Origin of the sequence: Aureibaculum flavum, from assembly GCF_016406085.1 — a bacterium.
Classification (GTDB): Bacteria; Bacteroidota; Bacteroidia; order Flavobacteriales; family Flavobacteriaceae; genus Aureibaculum; species Aureibaculum flavum.
Genome location: NZ_JAEHFJ010000007.1, coordinates 91,517 through 112,220, shown reverse-complemented (window position 1 = coordinate 112,220; position 20,704 = coordinate 91,517). Strand labels below are relative to the sequence as shown.

Here is a 20,704-nt window from a genome sequence, read left to right as displayed (position 1 = left end):
TCAAATGGAATGTATAAATTATCACTTTAACAATTTCTATAATTTTTATCTTGACATTCCATGGGTTAAAACTAAAAAAAAACTCAATACAAAATGTATTGAGTTTTAAATATTTATTCTATAGCAAGACTTATCTTTGTGGTTCCTTACGTCTTCTTTTATAAGACATAGCACCTAACTTGTCAGTTGCACATCTAAATCCGATATAATTTGTAGCCATATATTCTGGCAAATATCTACGTTGAGCTGGGTCTAACCAATAAGCTCTATCTTTCCATGAACCTCCTTTATAAACTCTAGCTTGATCACTAATTAAAGTGTTTCTAGTTTTCGTATCATATTGTTGAATGATTAATCCACTTTCTCCAATTTGTTTTGGTGTTTTAGGTGAATTATACATTCTTGGTTGATTTTCCATATCTTCCTCATCTTGATAGTAGTTTTTAGTTGAAGCCATATCTCCATCACCGATAGCAATATTATCAGCTTTTTCATAATTAGGTCTCATAAAAGCATCACGCTTAGTAATTGGCACATATTTAATACTACCTGGTAAATCTTTAGGTACAATTTTACCATTATCCAATGTATCAAACTCTATACTGTTATAATCAACAACAACTACCTTACCTTCTTCATCAATTAAAGGTTTTTTAAATACATTTCCTCTAAAATAGTTAAAGTCATTTGCATCGTTATCTATAATTGGTCTATAAACATCAGCTACCCATTCTGCCACATTACCAGACATATCATACAGTCCAAATGCATTAGAATCATAAGATTTAACTCTAATTGTGATGTCAGCACCATCATTACTCCATCCTGCTAAACCACTATAATCACCTTTACCTTGTTTAAAGTTGGCTAATTGGTCACCACCTCTTCTTCTTGAATCATCTCTAGTTGTTGAACCATTCCAAGAATATTTTTTTCTTCCTCTAATAGTATTGTATTCTCTATTTTCAATTTCAGCTTTTGCAGCATACTCCCATTCAGCTTCAGTTGGTAATCTAAAACGTTGTGTTAACATACCATCAGACGTTTTAACGTGACGACCTGTAAAACCTTGATCAGATTTTTTAGACTTTCTATCTTTTCTTGATAATTTTTCACCATCATCTCCAGCGGCATCGTCAGCATTTTTAGCTGCCTTTCTTTCTTTTTTACTTTGTTTCTTTACTTGAGCATTTGGATCATACAAACCTCTGCCATAAATATCTTCGTTACCATCAAATAACAAATCAGGATTTGCTAAATAAGTACCTGTATCAAATCTATTTTTACCTTCTACAGTTACAGAATCCATATCAAATAAAGACTTAAGTACACCTTTATCCATTAATATTTTTTCATTAACCCTATCCGTTCTCCATTTACAGTATTCAGTAGCTTGCAACCAAGATACACCTACAACTGGATAATCAGAATATGATGGGTGACGTAAATATGCTTCAGATAATAACTCATTAAAACCAAGAGCATCTCTCCAAACTAATGTATCTGGTAATGCAGATTGATAAATTTTTCTATAACTATCATCTGATGGAGGATATACTTTCTCTAAATATTGTAAATAAAACAAATATTCTAAGTTTGTAACCTCAGCTTCATCCATATAGAATGAACGTACTTGTTGTTTTGTTGGTGTAGTGTTCCAGTCGAACATTACATCATCAGTTACACTACCCATGGTAAATGTACCTCCTTCAATTAGTACCATTCCTGGTGGAACTTTTTGACCAGCATAGTTTGTATTAGCTGTAAAACCACCATAAGTTGGATCGTTAAATTTCCAACCTGTAAGTTCAGAATGTGTTCTGGACTTTTTACCACAACTTATTAAAGTAGCAGCTACTAATACTGTTAACAAAACTTTGTTTCCGATATACCTTCTCATATTTAAACTTCTTAATTTATTCTTTTAGAGTTGAATCATTCGGCATTAGGGGTGTATTTTTTTGACACATTATGCCTGTTAATGCTAGTATAACGATAGTTTTATTTCTTTATTATATGTTATGTTATAAAAAATGAGATTAATTCTATTTAAATTTGCAAGCATTTAAAACAAACCGTCCAAACAAGCTCTATACTGTTTAGATTTGATATATGCTTAATATAAAATAAGTATGATTATCTTGCGAGACATTTAATTTATATATGAAGTCATTTCATTTGAAAAAGTTTTTTAGATCATTAGTACACCTATTATATATAGCCCCTTTCTTTGTTTACTCTCAAAACATTGATAGAAATACTGTATCCAATACAAAATCTTATTCAACGGTTAAAAACGCTGTATTATCTCAAGGTACCTGGTACAAATTTTCAATTGATACTACTGGTGTTTTTAAAATAGACAAACAGTTTTTACAAAACCTAGGAGTAAACACAACTGATATAAATCCTAAAAACATCAGGATCTTTGGAAATGGTGGACAATTACTACCTCAAAAAAATGCTGATTTCAGATATGATGGATTGCAAGAAAATGCAATTTTTGTAAATGGTGAAGAAGATAGTAGTTTTGATACTAATGATTATATCCTCTTTTATGGTATAGGGCCACATGGTTGGAATATTATTCCGTCACAACCTTCCCAATCTAAACACATTAATAATATTTATAGTGATAAGGCCTATTATTTCTTAACCGTTGATAATGGTTTGGGTAAACGCATTACAACTGCTCCTGATATTTTAGCAACCGCAACAGAAACAATAACTACATATAATGATTATGATTTTATTGAAAATGACATAACAAATTTATTTGCAAACGGACAACAATGGTTTGGTAAGGAATTAAGTTTTGAGAATACTACAACGAAAATATTTCAATTTGAGAACCTAGACGTTTCACAACCTATTACGATAAGAGTAAGAGGTGTAGCCATATCCTCTACAGCATCTTCATTTGATATAAAAGTGAATGGTCAGAATTTAATGAACATTAGCTTACCTGCAGTACCTTCAACTTCAGGTAATTTAACACTTGCCATTCCACGTGAAAGTTCTCAGAATGCAACTGTGAACACCTCAAGTATAGCAGTAGAAATTACTTACAATAATAATGGTAACCCTTCGGCTAAAGCCTATTTAGATTATGTAGAACTAATTGGAGTTAAAAAGCTAACTGCAAATGGCAACCAATTTTCCTTTAGAAATTTTGAATCCCAATCAAATTCTACGCTTTTTAATTATCAAATAGAAAACAATTTGAAAATTGATCAAGTCTGGAATGTTACAGATGGTATTAATCCAAAAATCATCACCAATCAATCAAATTTAGATCTATTTAGTTTTAATATGTATGGAGGTTCATTACAAGAATTTATCGTACTGAACGAAAATGATTATTACAAACCAAAAATTATTGAGCAGACCAAAATTCCTAATCAAAATTTACAGGCTTTAAAAGATATCGATTATGTAATTATCACTCAAGATTTTTTAATGAATGAAGCAGAAAGATTGGCTACATACCATAGGGAGAATTCTAACTTAGTGGTTCGGGTAATTAATTTAGACCATATATATAATGAATTTGGTTCTGGCTCACCTGATTTAACCGCTATTCGCGATTTTATTAGACATTTGTATTTAAATGCATCTAGTCAAGAATCTAGAATTAAATATGTCTGTCTATTTGGCGATGCTTCTTATGATTTTAAAGATCGGATTAACGATAACAATAATATCGTACCCTCTTTTCAATCTTTAGAAAGTTTTGATTTAGCACGTTCTTATGTTACAGATGATTATTATGGTATGATGGATGATGATGAAGGTGAATTGAGTAATGCTGATAATCAAGATGTGGCAACAGGAAGGTTTCCAATATCTACAGTAAGTGAAGCCAAGACTACTGTTGATAAAACCTTAAACTATTATAATATAGAATCTTTTGGAGATTGGCGTAATAGAATTACGTTAGTGGCTGATGATCCTGATGTGGCTAGTGAGTTTATACTTCAAGAAACCGTAGAAAAATTAGCCGATACGCTTAAAAACAGACGACCTATTTATAATTTGTCAAAGATCTATGCTGATGCCTATGTGCAGGAAACTTCTGCTGGTGGCGAACGCTATCCTGATGTAAACGAAGCTATAAATAACGCTGTTGAAACAGGATCTTTAGTCATAAATTATTTCGGGCATGGCGGGGAAGATGGTTGGGCTAACGAGCGTATTCTGGAAACCTCAGCTATAAATGATTGGAACAACCCCAACAAATTACCGCTCTTTATAACTGTTACGTGTGAGTTTTCCAAATTTGATAACCCACTTAGACCCACTGCCGGCGAGTTTGTTTTTTTAAATCCTTATGGAGGTGCCACAAGTTTAATTACTACAACGCGTGAAATTTTTATCAGTGTTGGGCAACGTTTTAACGACATATTAACCAAAAAACTTTTTGGATTCAACGGAGAAGACTATACCATTGCTGAAGCTCTGATGGCCATGAAAAATGACCCCACAGCTCCAAATACCACGCAACGTTTATTTGTTTTTTATTTAGGTGACCCCGCAATGAAACTCGCACGTCCAAAACCAAGTATTGAGCTTACTAAATTAAACGGACAAAACATTACCTCAGCAACCGATACATTAAAAGCCTTATCTAAAATAAGTTTAGAAGGAGTTGTAAAAGATGCTCTAGGAAATAATTTAACAGATTTTAATGGCGAGTTGTCTGCAACCATTTATGATAAATCAGTAGACCGAATTACATTAGATAATAATAATTTTGGTAACAAACTTTCTTTTGATGCTATTGAAAGTAAAATTTTTACAGGAAGAGCTTCTATAAAAAATGGTATTTTTAATTTTGATTTTATTGTTCCGAAAGATATAAGAATTGCGTACGGAAATGCTAAAATTAGTTTATATGCAGACAATGAACTAATTGACAAAGGCGGTGTAAATCAAGAAATAATTATTGGAGGTATAGATGAAAATGCTCCAGAAGATAATATTGGCCCAACCATTCAGCTTTTTATGGATGATGAATCTTTTGCAGATGGAGGTAACACAAGTGAATCTCCAAATTTAATTGCCATTTTAGAAGATAGCTCAGGTATTAATACTTCAATTACTGCCGTTGACCATGATATAGTTGCCATTTTAGATGGAGACCAAGCCAACCCTTATATATTAAATGATTTTTACGAGACCGAACTGGACGACTTTACTACAGGAAAAGTGAAATTCCCTTTTCGAAATTTAGAACCTGGTTTACATACCCTAAATTTTAAAGTTTGGGACACATACAATAATTCATCAGAAGCAACGTTAAATTTTGTTGTAGTAGATAACAGCGATTTGGTATTGAGTAATGTTCTTAATTATCCTAATCCTTTTATAAATTATACAGAGTTTTGGTTTAATCACAACAAACCAAATGAACCGTTAGAGGTTCAAGTTCAGATATTTACAGTTTCTGGTAAATTAATTAAAACCATTAACCAAAACGTACAGTCTGAAAATCTATCACGTTCCATATCATGGAATGGTTTAGATGACTTTGGTAATAAAATTGGAAAAGGGGTTTACATTTATAAACTCAATGTTAAATCGACATTAACAAATACTAAAAACGAAAAATTTGAAAAACTTGTCATTTTACAGTAAAATCAAAATGTTCAAAATCCCTAACTTAACTATTCTGATGAAAAACTCATTATTACTACTTATAGCATTCTTATGCTTACATGTAGCTAACGCACAAGACGAACCAAATCCGATAACCACGGCCGCTCCATTTTTAACAATTGTACCAGATGCTCGTGCTGGAGGTATGGGCGATATTGGTGTAGCTACCAAACCTGATGCCAATTCTCAACATCATAACCCTGCTAAGTTTGCTTTTTCGGATACTCAGTTCGCAGTAGGTGTAAATTATACACCATGGTTACGTAACTTAACGAACGATGTATTTGTTAGTAGTTTAACGTTTTCAAATAAAATTAATGAACAAAGTGCTTGGGGTGCAAGTTTAAAATACTTTTCACTTGGAACCATAGATTTAACTGATTCGGGCGGAAATCCAATTGGAACTGAAAACCCTAACGAATTATCTTTTGATGGTTCTTATTCATTAAAATTAAATGAAACATTTGCATTGGCCGTTGGTGTCCGTTATATACGTTCGGATTATGCATTAAGAGTAGAAAATTCTGACTTAAAAACTGTAAATACTTTTGCTGTTGATATTGCTGGTTACTATCAATCTCCAGAGAAAAATTACGGTAATTTTAATGGTATTTGGCGTGGTGGATTTAATTTATCTAACATTGGCCCCAAAGTAACTTTATCTGATGGAGGTAGAGAAAGTTTTATACCTACGAATTTAAAATTAGGTGGTGGATTTGAATTTATCTTAGATGATATGAACTCTGTAACGACCAACCTTGAATTCAATAAATTATTAGTACCGACACCTCCTATTAGAGATTCTTCAACAGAAGAAATTCTCGAAGGAAAAGATGATGATGTTGGATTTTTACCAGGTATGTTTCAATCTTTTGGCGATGCTCCAAACGGATTTAGTGAAGAACTCAAAGAATTTACTTGGGCATTAGGTGCTGAATATATGTATGACAATACATTGGGACTTCGTCTTGGATATTTTAACGAAAACGAATTGAAAGGAGCTCGAAAATATTTTACACTAGGAGCTGGATTTAAATTTAAAAGTTTAAATTTAGATATGTCCTACTTGATAAACTCATCTGACGTTAACAATCCTTTAGAAAACACCTTACGCTTTTCTTTAACATTTAATTTTGGTGACATCTTTGATTATTAAGATTCATATTAAATAATATAATTTCAAAAATCATTTTAGTATTTTAGCTAAAATGATTTTTTTATTTCAATTCTTATTTAAAAGTACCAATAATGAAATTTAAAGAGGTAATTTTAAGTAAGAAATAGTATCATCCCCAAAGTGTAGCTTTTTATGCAAAAAATACAAAGTAAAATTGAATATCTATTATTCGAAAATATTGATGAACTCGACACGAATGCTCGTAGTTTAATGAACGAGGCGATAAAAGCTCGTGAGAAAGCCTATGCCCCATATTCCAATTTTAATGTTGGTGCCGCTATCTTACTTGACAATAATGAAATAGTACTAGGTAACAATCAAGAAAATGCTGCTTTCCCTTCTGGCTTATGTGCAGAACGTGTTGCTATTTATAATGCAGGTGCCAATTACCCGGAATGCACAATTTTAGCTATTGCCATTTCAGCAAGTTCTTCGAAACATAAAGTAACCAACCCTGTTGGCCCTTGTGGTGCTTGCAGACAAAGTATTGCAGAATACGAGCACAAACAAAAGCAAGCCATAGAAATTTATTTTATGGGAGAAGAAGGAAAAGTTGTTAAAGTAAATGCCTTAAAAGATTTATTACCTTTTGGTTTTGACAGTAGCTTTTTATAATTAATTTTCTTTTATTAGATAAACGATTAAGTGCTCCATCTTATGCAAGATATTAAAACTAGAGAAGACATCCATTTTATAATTACTGAGCTATACAAGAAATTGTTATCAGATGATATTGTTAAGCATTTCTTTGAAGATGTTATTAATGAAAATCATTTAGAAGAACACCTGAATATTGTAACTGATTTTTGGAATGGAATTTTATTTAGTGCCACTGATTACCAAAGAAATGCCATGCAACCTCATTTAATTCTCAATGAACGTAAGCCTTTTAAGCATGAACACTTTAAAAGGTGGTTATTACATTTCACTTCGTCTATTGACGACAACTTTAAAGGTGAAAAATCAGAAATGGCAAAGACAAGAGCCTTGTCTATTGCTACAGTTATGGAAATAAAAATGAGTAGTAATTCTTAAAATATTCTTTTTAAAATTTAATTACTAAGCTTAAAATAATTAATTTAGCCGTTGGTTGTAATTCAGCACCCTAGACCTTTTTTATATGAAGTCAGTTATCACTGGAAACGGCAGTTTCATCCCCTCAATAACTATTAAAAATAGTGATTTTAGTGAGCATCAATTTTATGATGACAATAAAGAACTTTTTACTACATCAAATGAAGTAATCATAGAAAAATTTAAATCTATTACAGGCATCGGAGAAAGACGTTATGTAAAAGATAATATAAACTCTTCAGACATTGCTACCATTGCTGCTCAACGAGCTATTGATGACTCTGGTATTGATCCTGAAGAATTGGACTACATCATCGTTGCTCAAAATTTTGGAGACGTTAAAAAAGGAAGTATTCAAACTGACATTTTACCAAGTTTAGCCGCAAGAGTAAAGCATAATTTAAAAATAAAAAACTCCAATTGTGTAGCTTATGACATTATATTCGGTTGCCCAGGATGGCTACAGGGTGTTATACAAGCTCATATTTATATAAAATCTGGTGAAGCACAAAAATGTTTGGTTATTGGTTCTGAAACCTTATCAAGGGTAGTTGACAATCACGATAGAGATTCAATGATTTTTGCTGATGGTGCAGGTGCTTGCATTATGGAAGCCAAAGAAAATAGTGAAAACGGAATATTAAGTTATGCTGCACTATCTGATACTATTGAAGAATCTAATTATTTGTATTTCGGCGAGTCAAATAAACCCAACACCAATGAGGGTGTTCGGTATATAAAAATGTTGGGACGAAAAATTTATGAATACTCCTTAAATAATGTGCCTTTAGCCATGAAAAAGGCTTTAGACAAAAGTGGAACCCCTATTGAAGAGGTTAAAAAAATATTTATACATCAAGCCAATGAAAAGATGGACGAGGCCATCATCAAACGTTTTTTTAGGTTATATAAATCTCAAGTTCCAGAAAATGTTATGCCTATGAACATTCATAAATTAGGTAATAGCTCTGTGGCTACTATCCCTACTCTACTCGATTTAGTATTAAAAGGAAAAATAGAAAATCATAACCTAAATGAAGGAGATGTAATTATTTTAGCATCCGTAGGTGCTGGCATGAACATTAACGCAGTAGTTTATAAACATTAAGCCTAAAGTTATTATCATTTAGACACTCCTCAATGAGGCCAAGAAGCCTTGAAATTTATAAAAGAAGAAAGGGAATTTATATTTCTCCAGAAAATAGTATTGCTATTTCCTTGACTATCCTAGTTTTTCTATTAGAGTATTTAGTCAAACAATTTGGATTTGATTTTGATGGTTGGGATAGAGTTATTGGAATGCTTTTATTATTTTATGTATTTATTCTAATTACAAGCAACTTTTTTCGTTACGAAAGAGACATCGGAGAACATTTTGGTAAAATAGTATTTTGGGAGGATCGTGTTCAATTGGGAAGCTGCACCTACAAACTTTCTGAAATAGAAAAATTAGCATTTCCTACAACGTATGATGTAAGAGGCATACATACAAATTTGACGCTTGAATTCTCACCTTCAAAATCAAATGGAATGGATAATGTTCTCATTTTAACTCTAAAAAATGGTAAAAAGCTAGAATATAACTTTCTACAAACTGAAAATTACAAGCTAACTTACTTTAAAGATATTTTTGTTCATTATTATAAACATGAAATTATTAGCTGGATAGAACTTATAGGCATATTAAACGTTCATGACTATAGAAAAATTCAAGAATTTAAAAAAGAAATCCACACCTAAACAGTCAAACTCCTATTCTATTAAAATATTTTCATATCGTTCTTAAACAATAAATCTAATCCTCTAAAACCTCTTGTATTACTTTACCTGAAGTGGCATTAGGAAATGTAATTTCCAACAAACTTGACATTGTTGGAGCGATATCTGTAATATTTACAAGACTTTTACTTGAGCCTTGCTTAATACCTTTACCATAAAAAATTATAGGCACATGCGTATCATAATTATAACCTGAACCATGCGTAGAACCTGTTTTTGAATAGCTTATTGTAGCTGGGTTTGGCACTAACAATACATCACCAGAAAATTTTTGATTGTAACCATTTTGTAAAAAGTGCATTATACCCTCGGTAAAATTGGTGGTTTGCATGGTACGAGCGGTTACTGCTCTAGAAATACCTTTATAATTAATAACTTCATCTGCTAAGCTTTGAGCAACTTCATTCGCCTCTAATTTCAACTCTTTAATTTTACTTTTGTTTAAAAAGATTTGAAAATTAGAGATGTCTTCAATCAAATCATCAGATTTATACTTCTCTAAAAGAAAGGCATTTGCTTTCTTTTTAAAATTTTTATTATCAAAATAACCTGAAGGTATTTTTAACGTCTTTAAGTAAGAAGGAACCTGTACAGCAGCATGATCTGCAGTTAAAAATAAGGTGTAATTACCTTTACCCACCTTTTCGTCTAAAAACTTAAAAAATGAAGCCAACTCTTTATCCAATCTTAAATACGTATCTTCAATTTCTTTGGAATCAACCCCAAATTTATGGCCTACATAATCAGTACTAGAAAAACTAACCGCTAAAAAATCAGTTACATTTTGTGTTTGACCTAAGTTCTCACCAACTATAGCTGCCTCTGCAAAATCTTTTACAATAGTATTACCATAAGGTACAGCCTTTAAAAGATCGTAATTGCCATTATTCCTCTTCAATTTTTTTAAATCATATGGAAATGTTGGTGTTTTTTTCCCTTTAAACAAACCTTCAAACTTATTATCATCTGCTATACTTTCAGTGTATGTATTTATATCATAAAGCGTATTCCAAGTAGAATTCAAATATTTCTTGGCATTACCGTTCTTATTAAATTCTTGAACCCATTTCGGTAATTTATCCATATAATATGAACTGGTAATAAACTTACCTTCTTTTTCTCCTTGAAACCAATAAGAACCATCCGCGGCATGCCCAGCAGGTAAAATAGCTGATCTATCTTTTATACTTAACCCTATGACTTTACCTCTCTTATTTTGTGCCATTTTAAGCTCATCACCTATTGTGGTAACTAACATTCTACGTGGCGACTTTCTACCTCCATCATCTGCTCCAACGCTCTTATAATCACCATCATCTACACAATAAATAGACTTTTTAGCGAACTTATCATACCAATTGTTACCAATTATACCGTGATAACTTGGTGTAGTACCTGTATATATAGAGGTATGCCCAACAGCTGTATAGGTCGGGATGTAATTATAATGCCCATTTTCACAACTAAACCCACCATCAATTATTCTTTTAAAACCATCATTTCCATATCTATTGTAAAATCGTGTTAAATAGTCATAACGCATTTGATCAACTACAATACCAACAACTAATTTAGGGCGTTGCATTTCGATTGCAGTAAGACTGAACGTTGGTTCTTTTACAACAGAATTTTGAGCGAAACTAGAAATGAATAAAACTAAGGTTAGAACAAAAGATAATAAATTTTTCATCGATGATATTTTATATTAAAATCAAAATTAGGGCTTTTTTTACATTTAATATTATATTTTTGATATTTGAAAATTAAATTAATGTTAATTCATTTCCAATAACAGAAACCTATAATTTGATCAACTATTTTAAATATATTGGTAAGTATTTTATTATGCTTAAAGAGGTTTTTAAAAGACCTCAAAAAGGATCTATTTTTAGAGAATCTATTTTTAAAGAAATTGAAGATTTGGGTATTAACTCTATAGGAATAGTTGCTTTTATATCCTTTTTCGTTGGTGGTGTTGTGGTTATTCAAACCGCTTTAAATTTGGACAATCCCATTACACCTAAATATTTAATTGGATATGCATCTAGAGAATCGTTAATATTAGAATTTTCACCAACCTTAATTTCAATTATTTTAGCAGGAAAAGTAGGCTCGTACATTACTTCTAGTATTGGTACGATGCGAGTTACAGAACAGATTGATGCTCTTGAAGTAATGGGTATCAATTCTTTAAACTATTTAGTGCTCCCTAAAATTATTGCCAACGTCTTCTTTTATCCATTCGTTATTATTATTAGTATTTGGCTTGGTATTTTTGGTGGATGGGTTGCTGGAAACTTAACAGGCTTAGTTAGCTCTGCAGATTATATAATGGGAATTAGAAGTGAATTTGAACCTTTTCATTTGGTTTATTCTATGATTAAAACCTCCGTATTTGCTTTTGTTATTGCAACAATACCTGCATACCAAGGCTTTTATGTCAAAGGAGGAGCTATTGAAGTGGGTAAAGCGAGTACACGTGCTGTGGTATGGACGAGCATTGTAATAATTGTATTGAATTACTTTTTAACCCAAATGCTTTTAGGAAAATGATTGAAGTAAGGAATTTAAATAAAGAGTTTGATGGCGTTCAAGTATTGAAGGGCATTGATGCTACTTTTGAAAATGGAAAAACCAGCTTGGTTATTGGTACCAGTGGATCTGGGAAAACGGTATTCTTAAAATGTTTGTTAGGTTTAATACAACCTGAAAAAGGCGATATTATTTATGATGGTCAGATCTATAATGAAATGAGCAATAATGAGAAGCGTGATTTAAAAAAGGATATTGGTATGGTCTTTCAAGGAAGTGCATTATTTGACAGTTCTACTGTTGAAGAAAATGTAATGTTTCCTTTAAAAATGTTTACAAATCAGCCATATGAAGAAAAACTTGAGCGTGTAAATTTTGTTTTAGACCGTGTAAATTTACAAAATGCAAATAAAAAATTTCCTGCAGAACTTTCTGGTGGAATGCAAAAACGGGTAGCAATTGCCAGAGCGATTGTGATGAATCCTAAATATCTATTTTGTGATGAACCTAATTCAGGTTTAGACCCAAAAACCTCTACAGTAATTGACAATTTAATTCAAGAAATTACGAAAGAATATAATATAACCACCATAATTAATAGCCATGACATGAATTCTGTGATGGAAATTGGTGAAAAAATTATATTATTGAAGCATGGTGTTAAAGAATGGGAAGGTACCAATGACGAAGTTTTTAAAACAGATAATGAATCATTGGTTGATTTTGTTTATTCTTCTAACTTATTTAAAAAAGTAAGAGAAGCACAATTAAGACAAGACAATAGCGGCTCTTAATAAGATGATGCTCATAAAGCTAAAGATTTAAAAAAATAATTACGCTATTCTACTCTCTAACAATTTTCAAAGTATCTAATGCTAGTCTGGTTTTTAACCATAATTTGAGTTTTTCCTCTTGCATATTCAACTCCTTTTTTGGCATTTTATCTTTCCATTTTATACTAAAAAAAGCTATTGAATCGATTTTAGAAAAATCAGTTACCACTTTTTTAGCATAGCTCATCTTCTCAATACCATCATAATTTATTTTCGCTTCTTCACTGACCGATTTAAAAGGGATTTGATCTTTATAAAATTTATTAAGTTCATTTTCTAACAATCTAATTCTATCCTCTTTTTCTTTGATATTTTCATCACGAGAAGTAATTATTTTTTGATTTTGAGAATACAGATCCTGTAAATTTTTCACTTGTGCTAACATTTCTGTATCATCCTGCTGCTGAATTTTCAACTCAACATCCCCCAAACCTAACTCCCCCATCCTGTTTTTCCAAATACCAACTTGAGCATCAGAAACGGGATTGAATAATGGCAATGTTATACTTTTATTAGTGTAATCAATATTTTTGTCGTCTTCTCCAATTATGGACACTCCATTTTCTTTTAGTTCATAAATAAAAGACTGTGCTGTTTTTTTAAATTCATTTTCTCTAAACAAATTATAAAATGAATATATACTTCCAGCCAATATAATAAATGCAACTACTGATGCAAATTGACTAATTCGCTTCCGTTTAGCTGAATTTATATACTTAACCATCGGAAAGCTTAAAAACTTAACAATTACAAATGTTGCTAATGCTATGAAAATGGTATTGATAGTGAACAAAAACATAGCCCCAAGAAAATAGGAAAACTGCCCAGTAGCCAAACCATAACCAGCCGTACATAATGGTGGCATTAAAGCTGTAGCAATTGCAACACCAGCAACAGTATTAGTTTGAGCAGAAGGTCTACTAACCGCTATAATAAGTGCCAAACCACCTGCAAGTGCTATAAAAACATCACGAACATCAGGTCTTGTTCTTGCTAAAATTTCAGTAGTCGGATCTTGAAACAAAGGGATACTGAAAAACAAGAAAGAAGTTAGCAAACTTAACCCAACCATAACCCCTAGATTAACCATGGAGCGTCTTAATGTATCAATATCATTAATACCTATGGACAAGCCAACTCCTAAAATTGGCCCCATTAAAGGCGATATTAACATGGCTCCAATGACAACAGCTGTTGAGTTCGCATTTAAACCTATGGAAGCTATAAGAATTGAAAAGACCAAAATCCAAGCCGTATGACCTTTCATGGAAATATTATCCTTGATCGCTTGCACCGTTCCTTCCTTATTCGTGTCGTGTTTTATGTCTAAAAGATCTATTAAAAACTCTTTTATACCACCTAAGATACCCGTAACTTTCTTTTGGGTTTCTTTATTTTTCACATCAAGATCAACTTCAACCTTTTTGTTTTCTTCCATGGTTTATAGAACTTATTCTTTTTTAAACTAAATCTTTGCCAAATTTTTCTTTAACCTGAGAAACTATTTGTTTAATATCCTGTTCATTCTTTTTAGGACAAATTAACAATACGTCTTCTTTTTCTACTACAATAAAATCTTCTAAACCTTGAATAACAACATGCTTATATTTTGTAGTACTCACCATATTCCCTGAAGAATCATTAAAAATGGTTTTTGCATTTACAACGGCGTTATTATCTTCGTCCTTTTCTAATTTTTCGTGTAATGAACTCCAAGTTCCTAAATCATTCCATCCAAATTCAACTGGCAAGGTATAAATATTTTTCGCCTTTTGCATAATCCCATAATCGATGGAAATATTTTCTGCCTTTTGATAATTATTACTTATAAAATCATCTTCCAAATTGGTATTGTAAGCATTATTCCCTTCACAAAACAAGGTGTTCATTTCTGGTAAATAATTCTCAAATGCGTTAACAATACTCTTTACACTCCAAATAAAAATTCCTGCGTTCCAAACATAATCTCCACTTTCTACAAATTTAGTAGCCGTTTCTAAATCAGGTTTCTCTGTAAAATTAATAACTTTTTTTATTTCAGAATCATCATTTTCAAATTTAATATAACCATAACCTGTATTAGGACTATTAGGCTGTATGCCCAAGGTCATTAAAATATCCTCTTTTTCACAAGCATTAAAAGCGGTTTGAATATTATTTATAAATTCTTGCTCATTATCAATCCAATGATCAGATGGAGCTACAACCATAACCGCATTCGGATCTTTTTGTTGAATTTTTAATGCAGCATATAAAATACAAGGAGCTGTATTACGCATTGCAGGTTCTAACAATAATTGTTTCTCTGTACATTCGGGTAATTGTTCTAAAACAAGTTCCTTATAAATTGCATTTGTTGCTATTAAAATATTTTCTTTCGGAATTAAAGTTGAGAGTCTCTTAAAGGTACGTTGCAATAAAGAATCTCCTTTCCCTAACATGTCATGGAATTGTTTTGGGAATTGTGTAGTACTCACCGGCCAAAACCTTGAGCCAACACCACCTGCCATAATTACTGCGTAATAGTTTTGTTGCATTTTTTAATGTTTAATTACTATTTCTAGTGTTTATTTTTTTTAAAGAATATAATAAATTTGCTATTTAATAACCTCTACTTCGGCATTTTGATGAAATAAATATCTTTTTTTCGTTTTAACCTCAACACACTCATATCGTGTTCTTCGCTTTTCAATCATTTCAAAAATACGATTATTATGAATAAATTTATTCTTTGGTGCTAATTCAAAAATATAATTTAATTCATTCTCTTCATCATATTTTTTTAACGCCAAAGATAATTTTGCATCCGCATCGGTACTTGCCTTTGGGTTCTGTAAATAACGTGCTAAATAAGGTAATATTTCAGTTGGGTAAATTTCTGGAGTCACATATGGCAACATTAAATGCTGAAAATTCATTTTCCATTCAATCCCATGTGGTTTTACACGTTTCTGCTTTTGATGTGTTACCAAATGAGCTATTTCGTGTATTAAAGTCAATAAGAAACGATAGTGATTCAAATCATTATTAATAGTAATTTGAAATTGACCCGTATTTAACTTTCTAAAATCGCCATGTTTTGTCTTTCTATTATTTACAATTTTTAATTTACACGGATATTTATTCAGTAAATCAATTACCAAATCAATCGAAGCAAAAGGTATATATTTTTCTAAAATTTGTCTTTCTTTCATTGTATTAAGGTGTTGAAGACGACACTTGCAACACTTTACCGTTATAAAACTGATTACCTGTTAAAGCAAAATTAGCAATATAAGCTGCCATTTCTTCAGGAGTTGTGGGTGCTTGATATCCTGGAAAAGCTGCTGCTAACATTTCCGTCTGTACTGCTCCTAATGCTAACGTGTTAAATGCAATTTGTTTATCCTTAAATTCTTCTGCTAACAATTCCATCAACGTAATAACAGCTCCTTTTGAAGAACTGTATGCTGACAACCCCGGAAACTTCATACTTCCTTGAATACCGCCCATGCTACTCACTGCAACAACATGACTACCTGCTTTTAAATAAGGTAACATAATTTTAGTCAAACTTGCCACAGCAAATACGTTGACTTTATACACTTCTAAGAATTCTTTTGAACTCGTCTCTGCAAATGGCTTGTTGACAATAGCTCCTGCATTATGTATTAAAACATCAACAGCATTCCAATTATCCTTTACAAACGTTGAAATCGTATTTAACTGTTCATCGTCTGAGATGTCAACTCCTAATACAGATATATTATTATAACTTTTTTTTAAAGCTTCTAATGTTGATGTGTTTCTTGAAATTGCCAACACTTGATGTCCCTCCTTGCTCAAAAGCTTCACTATCTCATATCCAATACCTCTACTTGCTCCTGTTACTACTATGTTTTTCACAACCATTCTATCTGATTCAATATTATTATCAATAAAAGCAATTAAAATTCCTTACTTTTAAGCATCAAATATAATCATTAACTCAGCAACCTACATTATGAAAAATTTTCTTATTAGTTTTTGCCTTTTATTCAGTCTCATTTTATCTTCACAGAACACCTATTTACATTGTGGTAAGCTGATTGACACTAAAAACGGTAAAGTTCTTACTGAAATGACAGTTATTGTTTCTGGAAATAAAATTACGGATATAAAAAGCGGATACATAAATCCGAAATCTAAAAAAGATATTAGTATCGATTTAAAATCTAAGACTGTAATGCCCGGTCTAATTGATATGCATGTTCATTTAGAAGGACAACTGAGTCCAAAAAGCTATATAGAACCCTTTGTATTGAATGACGCAGATATTGCTTTTGACGCTCAAGGTTTTGCAAAGTCTACTTTATTAGCAGGATTTACAACTGTTAGAGATCTTGGAGGAAGTGGCGTAAACGTATCCTTACGAAACGCTATTAATCAAGGAAAGGTTGATGGTCCTAGAATATTTACAGCTGAAAAATCGTTGGCAACAACTGGAGGTCATGCAGACCCAACCAATGGGTTTAGCAAGAAACTTATGGGAAATCCTGGTCCTAAAGAGGGTGTTGTAAATAGCGTTGAAGATGCTCGAAAAGCAGTGAGACAGCGTTACAAAAATGGTGCTGACCTCATAAAAATCACAGCTACAGGTGGTGTATTAAGTGTTGCTAAAAGTGGGCAAAATCCACAATTTACAATAGAGGAAATAAAAGCAATATGCGAAACGGCTAAAGATTATGGAATGCATGTTGCCGCACATGCTCATGGTGATGAAGGCATGCAAAGAGCCATAATAGGTGGTGTTAAAACCATAGAACATGGTACTTTAATGAGTGAAGAAACCATGGAACTCATGATAAAACATGATGCGTACTATGTACCGACGATAACAGCTGGGAAATCAGTTGCTGATAAGGCAAAAATTAAAGGATACTTTCCTGAAATTATAGTACCAAAAGCATTAGCTATTGGACCTAAAATTCAAAGTACTTTTGGCAAAGCCTATGAAAAAGGAGTTTCCATTGCTTTTGGTACAGATGCTGGTGTTTATGACCATGGTGATAATGGTAAAGAATTTGACTATATGGTAGAAGCTGGTATGCCGGCAATAGAAACCATTCAGTCTGCAACGATTACCAATGCAAAAGTATTAGAAATGTCAACTGAAATTGGTCAAATAAAAATTGGCTTTATAGCTGATATTGTGGCTACGGACGAAGACCCTACTAAAAACATCAACACTATGGAAAATATTGTTTTTGTAATGAAAGAAGGAAAGGTTTATAAAAACTAAACCTATGAGATTTTTCATTAAAATAACTGTACAGTTATTTTTATTTTTTGCTTTAATAAGTTGTTCTAAAAATAAGTATGAAAAAGAATTACTTGGCACTTGGAATAATTATCCGTCTGGAGGATCGGTTGAAATAAGGTTTTATAAGGATTCAATTTCTTCTTATGAACATAGAAATAAAAGAAAAGGAACATGGAGTGCTGATATCAGTCAAATAAAAATGAATTTACCTTTGTTAAAATTCGTCGAAGGCTACAAGACTAGTTTCATTTTTGATTATAAGCTGAATGGAGATTCTTTATTTATAAAAAACTTAGACGATTCTGCTTTTACTTATCCCGTATTTTTCAAAGTCAATGATTACTGGAAACATTATTTAAGACAATTTGATTTTCAAATAGATTTACCTGTAGCTGATTTTGAGATGATCAAAAGTGATTACATGCAGTATGGAATTGATTTATTTGTTGGATATAATAATAAAGAATTAATTGTTCAGTATAATGATCAAAATAATAATGTATTAAAAAATATTAAATCTATCGTTTATTCAGAAAGAGCACAATTTGAAGAAGAAGTAAATATCTTATATTTTAACCTTATCGCAGATAAAAATGTATCTGAACAACAAATTGACTCCATTAAAAAAATTCTAAATGTATTTCCAGACATGAAAATTTTTAGGGTTCATAAAAATGATACCGCCAATTATGGTAAGTTTGATTTCGATAATGAATTATTCTATGATTGGAGCTGGTATGGGCGGTTTGAGTAATATTATTACTTTTTACTGGAAACTTCCTAATGCCAACTAATTTTCTTCCTCTTCAAAAATAATATGTTGATATGCACCGATATCTGGTGAAGTAGTTCTGCTCACATTTAAAATATCATTAGGTACTTGTAAAGCAGCATTTACATCTGCAGTTCCAATTGCTTCAGACGCTTCACCTATGATTAATTCATTTTCTTGAGCGTCTTTATAATCAAGATTACCGTTAAGAATCACGCTTTGATATAAAGAAGCATTTGTAAAATCAAATATAGGGTTGTCTAACACTTCCGTATTTGTCGTATTAAATTTTAACATGCTATTTTTAACATTAAAATTGAAGTCTGCTCCTTCAACTTTATCTAATACAAATTCTACATCCTGATTTCCATCAATAATACAATTGGTAAAGTTTGCCGCATATAAATTACGGGTTTCAATAACTTCGGTATTACTTTCATCGTAATAACTAAAGAAATTATTCACCAATACACTTGGATATTGCCGAAAACCACTACGCCAATAATTTGCAAAAGTACAGTGCGTAAAATTATAAGTGCCACCTACAGTACACGCCAATGTAGATTGCCCACTATTACCAATTACGACATTCTCTCCCAAAATATTGGTCTCCCTACCTAAAACACCATAATTAGACGTATTGTAAATCTCTGTATTTTTAATTGTTAGGGTTGGATTTGCATTACCAATAGAATCAGCTAATACACCAATAACATTATTTTTAATTATTGCATAGTTGATACTATTATTTTTACTTCCAGCCCGTAACCAGATGGTTCCCCATTGTCCCGAAACATCCTCAAATTCAGGTTCAAGCCTATCGTCTTCAAACAAAACTTCATTTTCAAATGCTCCATTTACCTTTAAAGTCGCGTTTTTTCCCACTACGATCCCTGAATTGTCATGAAAATATAAAGTAGCTCCTGCATCAATCGTTAAAGTTGTGTTTTCTGCAACCCCCACATACCCATAAATCAGGTATGGTTTTGTATTTGTGAATGTATTGTTTCCTGACAAAGTTGACCCTCGAACACCTAACAAATCACCATCTGTGTTTTGCCCAAGAATAATAGTTTCATAAACAAAACTGCCATCTGGTTGTTCTGTTCGATCAGGTTTTATCAAATTGACATCTAATACTAAAGCTTCCAATTTCACATCTTGTTCACTGGACTCTGACTGAAAAACAACAGAATCTCTATAGAAAAACTCAGTATCCGTAATTTGCTCAAAATCAACCGTTGCTTCAACAAAAACATAAATACTATCATTTGCCAAGATATCTATATTCTCAAATGACTTTCCTGGAACGCCATCTACATTTAAGCGATAGAAAGAATTATCTCCCCTTCCCAATTTAATAGTAGGAATAGTAATGGCTTCATTACTTCTATTATACACCTTAAAAGTTTGTGTGCTTGAACTAATATCATCAAAGACCCTATTTAACAGTACCGTATCTACTGAAAATTCTAAATTACCAGAACTTACAATTGTACCAAAATCTTTACGACAAGAAGATATCCCTAAAATAATTAAAACAATAAGAATTGAATACAATAATCGCATTATTGAGGGTATTTATAAGGTATAACTAC

General features: G+C 31.8%; 17 protein-coding genes. 10 read left to right on the top strand and 7 right to left on the bottom strand.

Annotated features, from left to right (window positions below):
* Positions 1-130 precede the first annotated feature (130 nt).
* The gene (gldJ, locus tag JBL43_RS14450; RefSeq protein ID WP_198842116.1) at positions 131-1,900 is read right to left on the bottom strand and encodes a gliding motility lipoprotein GldJ; all 1,770 of its coding nucleotides are present in this window, start codon (positions 1,898-1,900) and stop codon (positions 131-133) included.
* Positions 1,901-2,163: 263 nt separating this feature from the next.
* Here gldJ and porU point away from each other — a divergent pair, with 263 nt between their 5' ends.
* The 6 genes from porU to JBL43_RS14420 all read left to right on the top strand — a co-directional run bounded on the left by porU (position 2,164) and on the right by JBL43_RS14420 (position 9,649).
* On the top strand, positions 2,164-5,637 hold the full coding sequence (porU, locus tag JBL43_RS14445; protein WP_198842115.1) for a type IX secretion system sortase PorU: 3,474 nt from the start codon (positions 2,164-2,166) through the stop codon (positions 5,635-5,637).
* Between the two features lie 37 nt (positions 5,638-5,674).
* A complete protein-coding gene (porV, locus tag JBL43_RS14440) occupies positions 5,675-6,814 on the top strand; it encodes a type IX secretion system outer membrane channel protein PorV (protein WP_198842114.1) in 1,140 nt (379 codons plus the stop codon).
* A 153-nt stretch (positions 6,815-6,967) separates the two neighbouring features.
* The gene (cdd, locus tag JBL43_RS14435) at positions 6,968-7,450 is read left to right on the top strand and encodes a cytidine deaminase (protein WP_198842113.1); all 483 of its coding nucleotides are present in this window, start codon (positions 6,968-6,970) and stop codon (positions 7,448-7,450) included.
* Between the two features lie 42 nt (positions 7,451-7,492).
* A complete protein-coding gene (locus tag JBL43_RS14430; RefSeq protein ID WP_198842112.1) occupies positions 7,493-7,870 on the top strand; it encodes a group III truncated hemoglobin in 378 nt (125 codons plus the stop codon).
* Positions 7,871-7,955: 85 nt separating this feature from the next.
* Entirely contained in the window at positions 7,956-9,017 is a 1,062-nt protein-coding gene (locus JBL43_RS14425; RefSeq protein WP_198842111.1) for a 3-oxoacyl-ACP synthase III family protein, read from the top strand.
* A gap of 32 nt (positions 9,018-9,049) precedes the next feature.
* Positions 9,050-9,649, top strand: coding sequence for a hypothetical protein (locus tag JBL43_RS14420; RefSeq protein ID WP_198842110.1), 600 nt, complete (start codon positions 9,050-9,052; stop codon positions 9,647-9,649).
* A 55-nt stretch (positions 9,650-9,704) separates the two neighbouring features.
* Here the strand turns inward: JBL43_RS14420 and pafA are convergent, their stop codons facing one another.
* Positions 9,705-11,378 (bottom strand): alkaline phosphatase PafA, encoded by a 1,674-nt coding sequence (pafA, locus tag JBL43_RS14415; RefSeq protein WP_198842109.1) that lies wholly within the window; start codon positions 11,376-11,378, stop codon positions 9,705-9,707.
* A 119-nt stretch (positions 11,379-11,497) separates the two neighbouring features.
* Between pafA and JBL43_RS14410 the strand changes: the two genes are divergently transcribed.
* Both JBL43_RS14410 and JBL43_RS14405 read left to right on the top strand, forming a co-directional pair.
* The gene (locus JBL43_RS14410; RefSeq protein WP_198842203.1) at positions 11,498-12,241 is read left to right on the top strand and encodes an MlaE family ABC transporter permease; all 744 of its coding nucleotides are present in this window, start codon (positions 11,498-11,500) and stop codon (positions 12,239-12,241) included.
* The gene (locus JBL43_RS14405) at positions 12,238-13,014 is read left to right on the top strand and encodes an ABC transporter ATP-binding protein (RefSeq protein ID WP_198842108.1); all 777 of its coding nucleotides are present in this window, start codon (positions 12,238-12,240) and stop codon (positions 13,012-13,014) included. The genes JBL43_RS14410 and JBL43_RS14405 overlap by 4 nt, the downstream gene beginning before the upstream one ends.
* Before the next feature lie 49 nt (positions 13,015-13,063).
* Here JBL43_RS14405 and JBL43_RS14400 read toward each other — a convergent pair whose 3' ends face one another.
* From JBL43_RS14400 to JBL43_RS14385, 4 genes are read right to left on the bottom strand one after another with little or no spacing between them, the layout of a single operon-like run.
* Positions 13,064-14,491, bottom strand: coding sequence for a DUF389 domain-containing protein (locus JBL43_RS14400; protein WP_198842107.1), 1,428 nt, complete (start codon positions 14,489-14,491; stop codon positions 13,064-13,066).
* A 22-nt stretch (positions 14,492-14,513) separates the two neighbouring features.
* Positions 14,514-15,590 carry a mannose-1-phosphate guanylyltransferase gene (locus JBL43_RS14395; protein ID WP_198842106.1) on the bottom strand — a complete coding sequence of 359 codons (1,077 nt, stop codon included), beginning with the start codon at positions 15,588-15,590 and terminating at the stop codon, positions 14,514-14,516.
* A 60-nt stretch (positions 15,591-15,650) separates the two neighbouring features.
* Positions 15,651-16,247: a SprT-like domain-containing protein gene (locus JBL43_RS14390; protein ID WP_198842105.1), complete on the bottom strand. Its 597-nt coding sequence runs from the start codon at positions 16,245-16,247 to the stop codon at positions 15,651-15,653.
* A 4-nt stretch (positions 16,248-16,251) separates the two neighbouring features.
* Positions 16,252-16,944: an SDR family NAD(P)-dependent oxidoreductase gene (locus tag JBL43_RS14385; protein ID WP_198842104.1), complete on the bottom strand. Its 693-nt coding sequence runs from the start codon at positions 16,942-16,944 to the stop codon at positions 16,252-16,254.
* Positions 16,945-17,035: 91 nt separating this feature from the next.
* Between JBL43_RS14385 and JBL43_RS14380 the strand changes: the two genes are divergently transcribed.
* Complete coding sequence (locus JBL43_RS14380; protein WP_198842103.1) at positions 17,036-18,313, top strand: metal-dependent hydrolase family protein; 1,278 nt, start codon at positions 17,036-17,038, stop codon at positions 18,311-18,313.
* A 4-nt stretch (positions 18,314-18,317) separates the two neighbouring features.
* Positions 18,318-19,088: a hypothetical protein gene (locus JBL43_RS14375; protein WP_198842102.1), complete on the top strand. Its 771-nt coding sequence runs from the start codon at positions 18,318-18,320 to the stop codon at positions 19,086-19,088.
* 36 nt (positions 19,089-19,124) lie between these two features.
* On the opposite strand, the gene JBL43_RS14370 is transcribed toward JBL43_RS14375, so the two are convergent.
* The gene (locus tag JBL43_RS14370) at positions 19,125-20,675 is read right to left on the bottom strand and encodes a hypothetical protein (protein WP_198842101.1); all 1,551 of its coding nucleotides are present in this window, start codon (positions 20,673-20,675) and stop codon (positions 19,125-19,127) included.
* Positions 20,676-20,704: the final 29 nt, after the last annotated feature.

Excerpts from the sequence above, each read along its gene's own strand:
- JBL43_RS14405 (WP_198842108.1), top strand. The coding sequence starts at position 12,238 with ATGATTGAAGTAAGGAATTTAAATAAAGAGTTTGATGGCGTTCAAGTA.
- JBL43_RS14370 (WP_198842101.1), bottom strand. The coding sequence starts at position 20,675 with ATGCGATTATTGTATTCAATTCTTATTGTTTTAATTATTTTAGGGATA.
- JBL43_RS14390 (WP_198842105.1), bottom strand. The coding sequence starts at position 16,247 with ATGAAAGAAAGACAAATTTTAGAAAAATATATACCTTTTGCTTCGATT.
- gldJ (WP_198842116.1), bottom strand. The coding sequence starts at position 1,900 with ATGAGAAGGTATATCGGAAACAAAGTTTTGTTAACAGTATTAGTAGCT.
- JBL43_RS14380 (WP_198842103.1), top strand. The coding sequence starts at position 17,036 with ATGAAAAATTTTCTTATTAGTTTTTGCCTTTTATTCAGTCTCATTTTA.
- cdd (WP_198842113.1), top strand. The coding sequence starts at position 6,968 with ATGCAAAAAATACAAAGTAAAATTGAATATCTATTATTCGAAAATATT.
- porU (WP_198842115.1), top strand. The coding sequence starts at position 2,164 with ATGAAGTCATTTCATTTGAAAAAGTTTTTTAGATCATTAGTACACCTA.
- porV (WP_198842114.1), top strand. The coding sequence starts at position 5,675 with ATGAAAAACTCATTATTACTACTTATAGCATTCTTATGCTTACATGTA.
- JBL43_RS14375 (WP_198842102.1), top strand. The coding sequence starts at position 18,318 with ATGAGATTTTTCATTAAAATAACTGTACAGTTATTTTTATTTTTTGCT.
- JBL43_RS14400 (WP_198842107.1), bottom strand. The coding sequence starts at position 14,491 with ATGGAAGAAAACAAAAAGGTTGAAGTTGATCTTGATGTGAAAAATAAA.
- JBL43_RS14395 (WP_198842106.1), bottom strand. The coding sequence starts at position 15,590 with ATGCAACAAAACTATTACGCAGTAATTATGGCAGGTGGTGTTGGCTCA.
- JBL43_RS14430 (WP_198842112.1), top strand. The coding sequence starts at position 7,493 with ATGCAAGATATTAAAACTAGAGAAGACATCCATTTTATAATTACTGAG.
- JBL43_RS14420 (WP_198842110.1), top strand. The coding sequence starts at position 9,050 with ATGAGGCCAAGAAGCCTTGAAATTTATAAAAGAAGAAAGGGAATTTAT.
- pafA (WP_198842109.1), bottom strand. The coding sequence starts at position 11,378 with ATGAAAAATTTATTATCTTTTGTTCTAACCTTAGTTTTATTCATTTCT.
- JBL43_RS14385 (WP_198842104.1), bottom strand. The coding sequence starts at position 16,944 with ATGGTTGTGAAAAACATAGTAGTAACAGGAGCAAGTAGAGGTATTGGA.
- JBL43_RS14425 (WP_198842111.1), top strand. The coding sequence starts at position 7,956 with ATGAAGTCAGTTATCACTGGAAACGGCAGTTTCATCCCCTCAATAACT.